Source organism: Streptomyces sp. NPDC002602 (assembly GCF_042889445.1).
In the GTDB taxonomy this organism is placed as follows: domain Bacteria; phylum Actinomycetota; class Actinomycetes; order Streptomycetales; family Streptomycetaceae; genus Streptomyces.
Genome location: NZ_JBIAQX010000002.1, coordinates 399,882 through 412,055, shown reverse-complemented (window position 1 = coordinate 412,055; position 12,174 = coordinate 399,882). Strand labels below are relative to the sequence as shown.

The following is a 12,174-nucleotide window of genomic DNA, read 5'->3' as shown; positions in this document are numbered from 1 at the left end:
GCGGCCTTCGCCGTAAACTGCGCGCATGAGTGCTTTCGCGGGGGGATTCCGGTACCTGCTCGCCGGACAACGGTGGGTCTTCGGCCACGGACGGTGGTTCGGCGTCGGCCTGCTGCCGGGACTGGTCGCGCTCGTGCTGTACGTGGGCGCCCTCATCGGGCTGGGATACGGCGCCGACGACCTCGTCGGTTGGCTGACGCCCTTCGCCGACGACTGGGGCTCGCCCTGGCTGAGCCTGTTCCGCGGCTTCCTGACCGCGCTGGTCTTCAGCCTCGGACTCTTCCTCGCGGTGGTCACCTTCACCGCCGTGACCCTGCTGGTCGGCCAGCCCTTCTACGAGTCCCTGTCCGAGCAGGTCGACCGGACCGAGGGCGGCGAGGTCCCCGAGTCCGGCCGAAGCCTGTGGCTGGACCTGTGGATCTCCGCGCGTGACAGCGTCCGCCTGCTCGGCCGGGTGGTGCTGTACGGGATCCTGCTGTTCGCCCTCGGGTTCATCCCGGTGCTCGGGCAGACCGTGGTCCCGGCGATCGGGTTCTGCGTCTCCGGCTACTTCCTCACCCAGGAGCTCACCTCGGTCGCCCTTCAGCGCCGCCGCGTCGACCTCGACGAGCAACTGGTCCTGCTGCGGGCCCGGCGCGCGATGGCGCTCGGCTTCGGCGTCCCGCTGGTGCTGGCGTTCCTCGTCCCGCTGGTCGCCGTGTTCCTGATGCCGGGCGCCGTGGCCGGGGCGACCCTGATGGCCCGCGACATCGTGGGCGCGGACACCGACCCCGAGGGCCCCGACGGGGGAGCCGACCCCGACGAACCCGTCCAGGGCCCCCCGGCGCCGCAGGCCACCGGCTTCGGCCCGCCGCCGCCCGCCTACTCCTGAACGGCCGCGCTCGCCCCGGGCCCCGCGTCAGTTCCGGCCGGCCCGGCGGCGCAGCAGGGTGATCGCCCCGGCCGTGTCCTCGAGCGCGTGCGCCGGGTCGGCCGCCAACCGCTCGCGCATCAGGTCCAGGTACGGGGTGATCAGCCCGGCGTCGACCCCCTGCTCCGCGGCCGTGCGCAGCAGGGTCCCGCTCGCGGTGACCTGCATGGACAGGTTCGACACCACCTCGGTGGTGAAGTCCCCCGAGGTCAACCGCTCGGCGGCGTTGCCCACGAAGAAGCCCATCGCGCCCAGCCACTGCGACAGCAGCGGCGCCAGGTCCTTCGGGGCGACGTCCTCGCCCTCGATCAGGGCGTAGGCGTGCGAGATCCCCGCGAACAACCCGTACATCGCGCTGAGCAACGCCACGTCGTGCAGGGCCGCGTGCCCCGGGTCCTCGCCGACGAAGCGGGACCCGGCCGGTACCTCCAGCGTCGCCCTGTGGCGGTCGAAGAGGGGCCGGGAGCCGCTGTAGAAGACGTAACCGCCGGCCTCCGGGACGCCGATCATCGACGGGGTGGCCATGATCCCCGCGTCGATGAACCGGGCCCCGCGTGCCTCGGCCCAGGCGGCGCGCGAGCGACCCTCCGCGGGGGTCCCGGTGGTGAGGTCGACCAGGTCCCGGCCCCTGAGGTCGACCCCGTCGAGGGTCGAGCCGACGGAGGCGTCGTCCAACAGACACAGGACGACCAGTTCGTTCGCGGCGACCGCCTCGGCGGGGGTCGCGGCGACGCGCGCGCCTTCGGCGGCCAGGGCCTCCGCCTTGGCGGTGGTGCGGTTCCAGACGGTCAGGGGGTGCCCGGCGGCCAGCCAGGTACGGGCGAGGGCGGTGCCCATGTCGCCGAGTCCGAGGAGGGTGAGCGGTGTCTTCACGAGGTTGTCGGTCATGACGTTCAGCCTGGTCGCAGCCCGTGAGACGCTCAAGTACGCACTTCGGAGTGGGTGGTTACCCCGAGGTGAGCGAACAGGTGGGAGGGGTGCGCGATGGCGATGACACGAAGGCCCGGGGCGGATCACTGCGGGATCGCCGCGGCGATGTCCGTGATCGACGGCAAGTGGAAGGTCTCCCTGCTGTGGGAGTTGGAGCAGCGCCCGCGCCGTTTCGGTGAACTGCGCCGGCTGGTCCCGGGGGTCTCGGAGAAGGTGCTCTCCGCGCAACTGCGGGAGTTGGAGACGGACGGGATCGTGCACCGCGAGGTCTACGACGAGGTGCCGCCCCGGGTGGAGTACTCGCTGACCCCGCTCGGCAGGGAACTGAACGAGGCCCTGGCCCCGCTGGGCGCATGGGGCGGCAGGCACCTGCTCCCCGCCCCCGCGCCGACGGGACCGGCCGATCAGCCCACCGCGGCGTACGAGTCGACCGAGCGCTTGGTGTAGGCGCCGGGCGTCTGCCCGAAGTGGCGGCGGAAGGCCAGGATGTAGCCGTTGGTGCTGACGAATCCGACCCGGGCGGCGACCACGCTCACCAGGTGGCCCTGCCCCAGCAGTTCCAGCGAGTGGTTCAGCCGCAGCCGGGTCCGCCACTCGGAGAAGGCCAGGCCCGTCTCCGTACGGAAGGCCCGCCGCAGGCTCGTCGAGCTGGTGTACAGGTCCTCTGCCCACTCCGTCGCGGTGCGCGGGTCGGCGGGGGTGCGGGCGAGTTCCCGGGCGACGGCCCCGGCGGCCCGGCTGGTCGGTTGGGGCAGCGGGAGGCAGTCGCGGTGGGCCGCGCAGAGGGCGGCGAAGACCGCCGGATCGTCCTCGGACACCTCGGAACTGCGCATCCGGGCCAGCAGCAACCGGCGCTGTTCGGTGGTCGCGTTGACGGTGGTCGCCTCGGTGTACGGCAACGCGTGCAGGCCGGCGTCGAACCCCTCGACCGCGATCACCGAGTCGCTGTCGAAGCGGGCGCTGTGCCACACCCCGGCCGGTATCCACAGGGCCACGGACGGGGTCAGCTCGTGCTCCCGCTCGCAAGCGGTGACGACGATCCGCCCGATCGGCACGTACAGGAACTGGTGGAACGCGTGGACGTGGGGCGGGTGTCCGCCCGCCGCGATGAAGTCCTCGTCCACCGTCTGCTCCTCCGACCGGTCTGCCGCCACTGCGCCGTGACCCCCCAGTGTGGGCGGTGCCACCCGGCACCGACCCCCGCCAAAGAAGGTAAGGGTAGCCTAAGTAGTCATGAGGGTGGGGTGGCCGCCTCCAGCGCGTCCACACTGCCCGACATGACGGTCCGCACGTGCCGGGTGAGGTGTTCGACCGGCCAGTCCCACCAGGCGATCGCGAGGAGCCGGGCGACGTCCGCCGGCTCGTACCGGGAGCGGATCAACCGGGCCGGATTGCCGCCGACGATGCCGTAATCGGGGACGTCGTCCACCACGACCGCGCCGGAGGCGATCACGGCGCCGTGGCCGATCCGCACACCCGGCATCACCATGGCGCCGTGCCCGAACCAGACGTCGTTGCCCACCACGGTGTCCCCGCGCCCCGGCAGGTCGGTGATCAGGTCGAAGTGGTCGGCCCAGGCGCCGCCCATGATCGGGAACGGGAACGTCGAGGGCCCGTCCATCCGGTGGTTGGCGCCGTTCATGAGGAAGTGCACACCGGTGCCCAGCGCGCAGAACCTCCCGATGACGAGCCGCTCCGGCCCGTAGTGGTGGAGCACGTTGCGCGTCTCGAACGCCGTCGCGTCGTCCGGGTCGTCGTAGTACGAGTAGTCGCCCACCTCGATCAGCGGGGACGTCACCAACGGCCGGAGCAAAACCACCCGCGGCTGCCCCGCCACGGGGTGCAGCACCGACGGGTCGGGCGGGAGGGGGCTCATGCCGGCACCTCCGCCGTCACCACGCCCTGCGTGTGGTCGTCGGCCTCGACCACCGTCGAGCCGTCCGGGGCCCAGACGGCCGCCCCGCCGCAGCCCGTCCACGGGCCGGCGGGTCCGACGTGGTTGGCGAGGACCACGTACAGGCCGTGCTCCTTGGCGATCCCGGGATACACGGTGGTCCGCTCCGCGACCCCGGCGCCCGTTCCGTAGAGGGAGCTCGCCAGATGGACCGCGCAGCCGTCGGCCGCGCCCCGGCCGGGCAGATCGGGGAAGTGGTTGTCGAAGCAGATGCCCAGGCAGAAGCGGATCCCGCCGAGCTCGAAGCGGCCGTCGACGGTACCGGGCGCGAAGGCGTCCCGTTCGTGCTCGAAGAGGTGCTGCTTGGCGTACGTCGTCACGTGCGCGCCGTCCGCGTCGTGGACCAGGGTCGCGATGGCCGGCAGCGGCCCGTCGGTGCGCAGCGCGGCGTTGACCGCGGTGGCGATCCCGGCGGAGCGCAGGGGGTCCAGTCTCGGATCGTCGGGTCCCGTCAGCCACAGCCCGGGGTCGGCGGTCAGGGCCTCGATCTCGTAGCCGGTCAGGGCCAGTTCGGGCAGGACGACGAGTTCGGCGCCCTGGTCGCGGGCCGCGACCGCGAGGGCGGCGGCCTTCGCGGAGTTGGCGTCGACATCGGCCGGGACGCAGGTCATCTGGGCTGCGGCTATCCTCATGCGCTCAGCATGCCGGCCTGGCCTTCACCCCGTCCGGCTGGGCCGTGCGGGTCCCTGTGCGGGTCGCTACGGCGCCTCGGGGGCGGCCCGGAGCAGCGTCAGGAACGAGCGGAACGCGGCCGGCATGTCCACCGACTCGGGGGAGAGCAGCCACTGGTACTGGAGCCCGTCCATCACCGCCGTGAGCAGGGGTGCCGCCTGCTCGGGGGTGAGGCCCGAGGGCAGCCGGTCGCCGAACTCGGCCCGCAGTACGGCGGCCATCTCGCCCCGGACCTGCGCGTACCGCTCGGTGAAGAACTCCCGGGCGGGGTGCCCGTCGGTGACGCTCTCGCCCAGCAGCGCCGAGAAGGTCTGCACGATGCCCGGGCGCATCGCGTTGTAGTCCACCAGCGAGGCCAGCAGGTCCAGTCGCCAGGTGTCCGCGGAGGCGCGCGAGCCGCCGCCGGTGTCCCAGCGGTCGCGCTCCTCCAGCACCGCGACCAGCAACGCCTCCTTGGTCGGGAAGTAGTGCAGCAGGCCCTGTTGGGTCAGGCCCACCCGTTCCGCCACGGCGCCCAGGGACGCTCCCCGGTACCCGCGTTCGGCGATCACCTCGACCGCCGCGCGGACGATGTCGCCGCGCCGTTCCTCGCTCCTCGCCCTGACCATGGCCGGCACTCCCTCCGCGTCACACCCCTGCCCGCAGGACCGTACGCGATCCGCGCCCGACAAGGTCGGATCACAAGAATGTAACGAACCCTACCGTTCACCAGGTAGCAGGTCCACGATGGGGTCACCGCACCACGCCGCACCCCGCACCCGATGAGGAGGCTCGGCCGTGACCGATGCCGAACAGGTCCGCCACGACACCGCGGAAGCCGCACTCGACAAGCTCGACCTCGACACCAAGACCCGGCTCCTGGCCGGTCAGGACATGTGGTCGCTGCCCGCCCTCCCGGAGATCGGCCTGGGTTCCCTGGTCATGTCCGACGGCCCCATCGGGGTGCGCGGCGTGCGCTGGACCGCCGACGACCCCTCCATCGCCCTGCCGTCCCCGACGGCGCTCGCCGCCACCTGGGACCCCGCCCTCGCCCGCCGCGCCGGCCGCCTCCTGGCCCAAGAGGCCCGCCGCAAGGGCGTCCACGTCCTGCTCGCCCCCACCGTCAACCTGCACCGCTCCCCGCTCGGCGGCCGGCACTTCGAGTGCTACTCCGAGGACCCGTACCTCACCGGCGTCATCGGCACCGGTTACGTCAACGGGGTCCAGGACGGCGGCGTCGGCACCACCGTCAAGCACTTCGTCGGCAACGACGCCGAGACCGAGCGCTTCACCGTCGACTGCGTCATCGCGCCCCGCCCGCTGCGCGAGCTGTACCTGGCCCCCTTCGAGGACATCGTCACCAACGCCCGCCCCTGGGGCATCATGACCGCCTACAACCGGGTCAACGGCACGTCGATGACCGAGAACACGTACCTGGTCAACGAGGTCCTGCGCGCCGAGTGGGGCTTCGACGGCGTCAACGTCTCCGACTGGATGGCCGCCCGCTCCACCACCGGCGGCATCCTCGGCGGCCTCGACGTGGCCATGCCCGGCCCGCGGACCGTCTACGGACCCGCCCTCGCCGAGGCCGTCCGCGCCGGCGAGGTCCCCGAGGCCGCCGTCGACGACGCCGTGCGCAACGTCCTGCGGCTCGCCGCCCGCGTCGGCCTCCTGGAAGGCGCCCCCGCCGTCGTCACCGACCCCCCGACCGCGATCGACGGGCAGGCCCTGGCCCGCGAGATCGCCGCCCGCGGCACCGTCCTCGTACGCAACGAGATCGTCTCCGGCGAGCGGCGCGCGCTGCCCCTCGACACCCGCCCCGGCCGCACCGTCGCCCTCCTCGGAGCCGCCGCCCGCGACGCCCGCGTCCTCGGCGGCGGCTCCGCCACCGTCTTCCCCGAGCGGATCGTCTCCCCGCTCGACGGCCTCACCGCGGCCCTCCCCGACGGGGCGCTCACCTTCCGCGTCGGCGCCGACCCCGCCGAGGAACCCGTCCCCGCCGACAAGGGCTTCGCGCTGCGCGCCGTCTGCCGCGACGCCTCCGGAGCGGTCCTGGGAGAGGGCGGCCTGCCCACCGGTCAGGTCCAGTGGATCGGCGACGACCTGCCCGAGGGCGCCACGTACGAGACGATGGCGAGCATCGAGGTCACCGGCACGTTCCTGCCGCGCGAGAGCGGCGAGCACACCTTCGGCACCCGCGGGCTCGGCGCCTTCGCCCTCGCCGTCGACGGCCGCACCCTCTGGGAGGGCGTCCAGGAGATGGGCGACGAGGCCGACCCCTTCGAGGCCTTCTTCGGGGCGCCCAGCGAGCGCGCCCGGATCCCGCTGACCGAGGGCGAGCCCGTCGAGGTGTCGCTGACCTTCCAGGTCCCCGACGTCACCGGTCTGCCCCTGAAGGCGATCATGTTCTCCCTGCTCCACCTCGGCCCCCGGCGCGACCCCGACGAGCTCATCGCCGAGGCCGTGGAGGCCGCGCGGGCCGCCGACACCGCCGTGGTGGTCGTCGCCACCACCGAACGCGTGGAGTCCGAGGGCTTCGACCGCACGGACCTGACCCTGCCCGGCCGGCAGAACGACCTGGTCGCGGCCGTCGCCGCCGTCAACCCGAACACCGTGGTCGTGGTCAACGCCGGTTCCCCCGTGGAGCTGCCCTGGCGCGCGGACGTGGCCGCCGTGCTCCTGACCTGGTTCCCCGGGCAGGAGGGCGGCGCCGCCCTGGCCGACGTGCTCCTCGGGGACGCGGAGCCCGGCGGGCGACTGCCCACCACCTGGCCCGCCGCGCTGACCGACGCGCCCGTCACCGAGGTGACCCCGACCGACGGCAGGTTGGAGTACCGCGAGGGGCTCCTCGTCGGCTACCAGGCGTACGAGGACCGGGGCGTGGCCCCGGCCTACCCGTTCGGCCACGGCCTCGGCTACACGGACTGGACGTACGACTCCCTGGAGGTCACCGGCACCACCGCCCGCGTCCGCCTCACCAACACCGGCACCCGGACCGGCCGCGAGGTCGTCCAGGTCTACCTCGCCCCGATCGCCGACACGGTCGAGCGCCCCGCGAGCCGGCTCGCGGCCTTCGCCTCCGTCGAGGCGGGCCCCGGCGAGAGCGTCGAGACGGAGATCGAGCTGCCCGCCCGGGCCTTCGAGATCTGGGACGAGGACACGCGCGGCCGGCGGCGGATCGACGGCCGTTACGAGGTCCGCGCGAGCCACGCGCACGGCGACACCCGCCTCACGGCCACCCTCGACGTCCGCTGACCTGCCACATGGCCGGAAACCACCCATGAACCGGACCGGGGGCGGGTCCTGACCCCCGCCCCCGGTCCGTACCAACCGTCAACGCGGCGGCTTCGCCGCCGTCACCTGTCGGTGCGCGAGTTCCGCCAGCCGAGCCTGCCCGTTCTTCCCCGGATGGAAGAAGTCCCAGCGGCTCAACTGCTCGGCCGAGAACGGGTACTGGAACACGGCGCCCCCGTCGTATCGGCAGAGCGGGTCCTTCGCGCAGACCTCGCGCAGTACCTCGTTGTACTCGACCACCCGCGCCCGCACCTCCTCCCGCCGCGAGGTCGCGCCCGTCGCCAGGGAGAGCGGATCGGCCAGCATCGACTGGCAGATCCCCAGCTTCCAGATCTGGCGCACCATCGGCAGGTCCTTGCCCTGCTCCCACAGTCGCTGGAGGTCCGGCACCGAGGAGACGTACACCTGGGAGGTCGGGGACGCCGTCCGCAGACCGGCCAGCGCCTTCTCGAACCCGGCCCGGAAGTCGGCCACCGAGGTCATCGACGAAGCCAGCGGTCGGCAGGCGTCGTTGGAGCCCACCATCACCGTGACCAGCTCGGGCTTGTGCGCGGCGGCCGAAGCCAGCTGCCCCGGCAGGTCCGCCATGCGCGAGCCGGTCACCGCGAGGTTCCAACTGCGCGCGGGCGCCTCGGCGGCCCCGATGAGGCGGTTGGCGAGGGAGTCGACCGCCGGGTCGTCGCCGGTCGCCCAGGAGACCTCCGGGCAGTCCGCCAACACCGAACAGGCGTCGAAGCCGCGCGTGATGGAGTCGCCCACGGCGGCGATCGAGGTCGGCGCGGTGTTCCAGCGGGGACCGGCCTGCGCCCCCCGCTCGCCCTCGGACGCCGACTCGCCGCCGTCACACCCCGTGACCACCCCGGCCAGCACGGCGACCGCCGCGACCGCGCCCGTCAGCTTCCTGCGCGCGCGACGGCGTGGAGCGGTGGTGCCCATCGGGTGGTCCCTCCCTTGTCGCCCCGTGTCGTTCCGGGGCGTCCTGCTGAGTGAATGCTCTGCGTTCGCGGGGTTTGGAGCGACCGTACGTCACACCGGGACCCCCCGCGCACGGTAGCTTTTTCCCGTGGCGTTTCGGCCGCACGTCCCACGACGCAATGTCAGATCATTTCCGGTAAATTACATCACGTCACATACTGTCCGTTTTCTGGAGTTTATTCCCGACCTCGTCCCACACTGGAGGTCCCGGTGACGACACGTGGAGTTCTGTACGTGCATTCCGCGCCGCGTGCGCTCTGCCCGCACGTGGAATGGGCTGTTGCGGGCGTACTCGGGGTGCGGGTGAACCTCGACTGGATCAGACAGCCCGCCTCACCCGGCACCTGGAGAGCCGAATTCTCCTGGCAGGCCGAAGCGGGCACCGCGTCGAAACTCGCCTCCGCCCTGCGAGGCTGGCACCTGTTGCGCTTCGAGGTGACGGCCGAACCCTGTTCGACCTCCGAGGGCGAGCGGTACAGCTCCACCCCGGAACTCGGCATCTTCCACGCCGTCACCGGAATGCACGGGGACATCCTCGTGCCCGAGGACCGACTGCGTGCCGCCCTCGTGCGGTCCGCGCACGGCGAGACCGACCTGGAGGCCGAGATCGCCAAACTGCTCGGCAAGCCCTGGGACGACGAGTTGGAGCCGTTCCGCCACGCCGGCGAGGGCGCTCCGGTGCGCTGGCTCCACCAGGTGGTCTGACCCCGCGACACACGGACGACACGTGAGAGGGGCCCCACCCGGCAACCGCCGGGTGGGGCCCCTCTCACGTGGTGCGCGCGACTCAGACGGAGCGGAACGCCAGCGAGACGTTGTGGCCGCCGAAACCGAAGGAGTTGTTGATCGCGGAGATCGGACCGTCGACGGGCAGCTTGCGCGGCTCGCCGCGGACGATGTCCGCGTCGATGTCGTCGTCCAGGTCCTCGACGTTGATCGTCGGCGGGGCGATCCGGTTGTACAGCGCCAGCACGGTCGCCACCGTCTCGATGCCGCCGGCGCCACCCAGCAGGTGACCGGTCATCGACTTGGTCGCGGAGATCGCGATGTGGTCGAGGTCGTCGCCCAGGACCTTGCGCAGGGCCTTCAGCTCGGCCGTGTCCCCCTGCGGGGTGGACGTGGCGTGCGCGTTCAGGTGCACCAGCTCGGCCGGGTCCAGACCCGTGTTGTCGAGCAGGTTGCGCAGCGCGGCGGCGACGCCGCGGCCCGTGGGCTCCGGCTGCGCGATGTGGTGGCTGTCCGCGGACAGACCCTGACCCAGGACCTCGCAGTACACCCGCGCACCGCGCGCGGCGGCGTGCTCGGCGGACTCCAGGATCACGACGCCGGCGCCCTCGCCGAGGACGAAGCCGTCACGGGCCTTGTCGTACGGGCGCGAGGCCTGCTCGGGGTGCTCGTTGTTCTTGGACATCGCCATCATGTTGGCGAACGCGGCGATCGGCAGCGGGTGGATCGCAGCCTCGGTACCGCCGGCGACGACCACGTCGGCACGGCCGGTACGGATCATCTCGACGGCGTAGCCGATGGCCTCGGCACCCGAGGCGCACGCGCTGACCGGGGTGTGAACGCCCGCGCGGGCGTTGACCTCCAGGCCGACGTTGGCCGAGGGGCCGTTCGGCATGAGCATGGGGACGGTGTGCGGGGAGACCCGGCGCACACCCTTCTCCTTCAGTACGTCGTACTGGTCGAGCAGGGTCGTCACGCCACCGATACCGGAGGCGATCACGGTGCCCAGACGCTCGGGCTCGATGGACTCGTCCTCGCCGGCCGGGGCGGTGTAACCCGCGTCGGCCCAGGCCTCACGGGCCGCGATGACGGCGAACTGCGCCGAGCGGTCCAACTTGCGGGCCAGCGGACGGGGCAGTACCTCGCTCGGGTCCACGGCGGCCTGCGCGGCGATACGGACCGGCAGTTCGGCGAAACGCTCGCCCTCCAGGGGCGATACGCCGGAACGGCCGGCAAGCAGACCTTCCCAGGTCGAAGCGCTGTCGCCACCCAGCGGAGTGGTTGCGCCGATACCGGTGACGACCACGGTGCGATTGGTCGGGCTCACAGGAATTCTTTCTCCACGTCTCAGGGGGTGCTGAATTGTCACGGCGCCACCGCCAGGTGGCGACAAACGCTCGTCAGGCTCAGGCCTGGTTCTTCAGGATGTAGTCGGCGGCGTCGCCGACCGTCTTGAGGTTCTTGACGTCCTCGTCCGGGATCTTGACCTCGAAGCGCTCTTCGGCGGCGACGACGACCTCGACCATGGACAGCGAGTCGACGTCCAGGTCGTCGGTGAAGGACTTGTCGAGCTGGACGTCCTCCTGCGGGATGCCCGCGATCTCGTTGACGATCTCCGCGAGACCTTCGAGGATCTCTTCCTGCGTGGCGGCCATGTGGCGCTCCTTCTTTAGCTGACTGGATGTTCAGGGAGGGAAAGGGATCCCGACCCTAGGGGAGGGTAACGACCGTCGCGGCGTAGACGAGTCCCGCCCCGAAGCCGATGACGAGCGCGGTGTCGCCGCTCTTCGCCGCACCGGTCGCCAGGAGCCGCTCCATAGCGAGCGGAATCGAGGCGGCCGAGGTGTTGCCGGTGGTCTCGACGTCACGGGCGACCGTGACGTGCTCCGGCAGCTTCAGAGTCTTCACCATCGAGTCGATGATCCGCATGTTTGCCTGGTGCGGAATGAAGACGTCCAGGTCGTCCGCGGTGATCCCGGCCGCGTCGAGCGCCTGCTGGGCCACCTTGGCCATCTCGAAGACGGCCCAGCGGAAGACCGCCTGACCCTCCTGGGTGATGGCCGGGAACTTCTCACCGCTGTCGGTGCTGCGGTACTCGTTCCACGGCACGGTCTGCTTGATCGTCTCGGACTTGTCGCCCTCCGAACCCCACACCGTGGGGCCGATGGCCGGCTCGTCCGAGGGGCCGACGACCACGGCGCCGGCGCCGTCGCCGAACAGGAAGGCCGTCGCGCGGTCCTCCAGGTCGGTGAGGTCCGACAGCCGCTCGACACCGATGACGAGGACGTACTGCGCCGACCCCTCCACCACCAGGCCCTTGGCCAGGGTCAGGCCGTAACCGAACCCGGCACAACCCGCGGAGATGTCGAAAGCGGCGGGCTTGACCGCCCCGATCCGGTGCGCGATCTCCGTCGCGACGGCCGGGGTCTGCTTGAAGTGCGACACCGTGGAGACGATCACGGCGCCGATCTGCTCGGGGGAGACCCCCGCGTCGGCCAGTGCCTTGCCCGAGGCTTCCACCGACATCGCGGCGACGGTCTCCTGGGGCGCGGCCCAGTGCCGGGTCGCGATGCCCGAACGCGAACGGATCCACTCGTCGGACGAGTCGATCGTCTCCAGGATGACCTCGTTGGGCACCACGCGGACCGGACGGTAGCCGCCCACCCCGAGGATGCGGGCGTACGGGGAGCCCTTGGCCGGCTTGATCTTCGACATGCTGTGTGGGCTCCTTCTC

Annotated in this window: 13 protein-coding genes; 4 read left to right on the top strand and 9 right to left on the bottom strand. The window is 71.9% G+C overall.

Features of this window, described 5'->3' with window-relative positions:
- Positions 1 to 25: 25 nt before the first annotated feature.
- Entirely contained in the window at positions 26 to 871 is an 846-nt protein-coding gene (locus ACFYW3_RS07250) for an EI24 domain-containing protein (protein ID WP_389385784.1), read from the top strand.
- Between the two features lie 27 nt (positions 872 to 898).
- On the opposite strand, the gene ACFYW3_RS07245 is transcribed toward ACFYW3_RS07250, so the two are convergent.
- The gene (locus ACFYW3_RS07245; RefSeq protein WP_389385782.1) at positions 899 to 1,798 is read right to left on the bottom strand and encodes an NAD(P)-dependent oxidoreductase; all 900 of its coding nucleotides are present in this window, start codon (positions 1,796 to 1,798) and stop codon (positions 899 to 901) included.
- A 96-nt stretch (positions 1,799 to 1,894) separates the two neighbouring features.
- Between ACFYW3_RS07245 and ACFYW3_RS07240 the strand changes: the two genes are divergently transcribed.
- Positions 1,895 to 2,287: a winged helix-turn-helix transcriptional regulator gene (locus ACFYW3_RS07240; RefSeq protein WP_389385781.1), complete on the top strand. Its 393-nt coding sequence runs from the start codon at positions 1,895 to 1,897 to the stop codon at positions 2,285 to 2,287.
- Here the strand turns inward: ACFYW3_RS07240 and ACFYW3_RS07235 are convergent.
- From ACFYW3_RS07235 to ACFYW3_RS07220, 4 genes are all read right to left on the bottom strand, one after another.
- Entirely contained in the window at positions 2,245 to 2,964 is a 720-nt protein-coding gene (locus ACFYW3_RS07235) for an AraC family transcriptional regulator (RefSeq protein ID WP_351751598.1), read from the bottom strand. The two genes, ACFYW3_RS07240 and ACFYW3_RS07235, sit on opposite strands and share 43 nt — an antisense overlap.
- 107 nt (positions 2,965 to 3,071) lie before the next feature.
- Positions 3,072 to 3,716: a CatB-related O-acetyltransferase gene (locus ACFYW3_RS07230; protein ID WP_389385780.1), complete on the bottom strand. Its 645-nt coding sequence runs from the start codon at positions 3,714 to 3,716 to the stop codon at positions 3,072 to 3,074.
- A complete protein-coding gene (locus tag ACFYW3_RS07225; RefSeq protein WP_389385779.1) occupies positions 3,713 to 4,426 on the bottom strand; it encodes a carbon-nitrogen hydrolase family protein in 714 nt (237 codons plus the stop codon). The genes ACFYW3_RS07230 and ACFYW3_RS07225 overlap by 4 nt, the downstream gene beginning before the upstream one ends.
- 66 nt (positions 4,427 to 4,492) lie before the next feature.
- Positions 4,493 to 5,074, bottom strand: a complete 582-nt coding sequence (locus ACFYW3_RS07220; RefSeq protein ID WP_351751594.1) for a TetR/AcrR family transcriptional regulator — start codon at positions 5,072 to 5,074, stop codon at positions 4,493 to 4,495.
- 169 nt (positions 5,075 to 5,243) lie between these two features.
- Here ACFYW3_RS07220 and ACFYW3_RS07215 point away from each other — a divergent pair, with 169 nt between their 5' ends.
- Positions 5,244 to 7,700, top strand: coding sequence for a glycoside hydrolase family 3 protein (locus tag ACFYW3_RS07215; RefSeq protein ID WP_389385778.1), 2,457 nt, complete (start codon positions 5,244 to 5,246; stop codon positions 7,698 to 7,700).
- A gap of 78 nt (positions 7,701 to 7,778) precedes the next feature.
- Here ACFYW3_RS07215 and ACFYW3_RS07210 read toward each other — a convergent pair whose 3' ends face one another.
- Complete coding sequence (locus ACFYW3_RS07210; RefSeq protein WP_389385777.1) at positions 7,779 to 8,675, bottom strand: SGNH/GDSL hydrolase family protein; 897 nt, start codon at positions 8,673 to 8,675, stop codon at positions 7,779 to 7,781.
- 249 nt (positions 8,676 to 8,924) lie between these two features.
- Between ACFYW3_RS07210 and ACFYW3_RS07205 the strand changes: the two genes are divergently transcribed.
- Positions 8,925 to 9,419 carry a DUF3145 domain-containing protein gene (locus ACFYW3_RS07205; protein ID WP_053677844.1) on the top strand — a complete coding sequence of 165 codons (495 nt, stop codon included), beginning with the start codon at positions 8,925 to 8,927 and terminating at the stop codon, positions 9,417 to 9,419.
- An 82-nt stretch (positions 9,420 to 9,501) separates the two neighbouring features.
- Here the strand turns inward: ACFYW3_RS07205 and fabF are convergent, their stop codons facing one another.
- The 3 genes from fabF to ACFYW3_RS07190 all read right to left on the bottom strand — a co-directional run bounded on the left by fabF (position 9,502) and on the right by ACFYW3_RS07190 (position 12,155).
- On the bottom strand, positions 9,502 to 10,767 hold the full coding sequence (gene fabF, locus ACFYW3_RS07200; RefSeq protein ID WP_351751589.1) for a beta-ketoacyl-ACP synthase II: 1,266 nt from the start codon (positions 10,765 to 10,767) through the stop codon (positions 9,502 to 9,504).
- Positions 10,768 to 10,846: 79 nt separating this feature from the next.
- Entirely contained in the window at positions 10,847 to 11,095 is a 249-nt protein-coding gene (locus ACFYW3_RS07195) for an acyl carrier protein (protein WP_053677848.1), read from the bottom strand.
- 55 nt (positions 11,096 to 11,150) lie between these two features.
- Complete coding sequence (locus ACFYW3_RS07190) at positions 11,151 to 12,155, bottom strand: ketoacyl-ACP synthase III (protein WP_389385776.1); 1,005 nt, start codon at positions 12,153 to 12,155, stop codon at positions 11,151 to 11,153.
- Between the last annotated feature and the right edge of the window lie 19 nt (positions 12,156 to 12,174).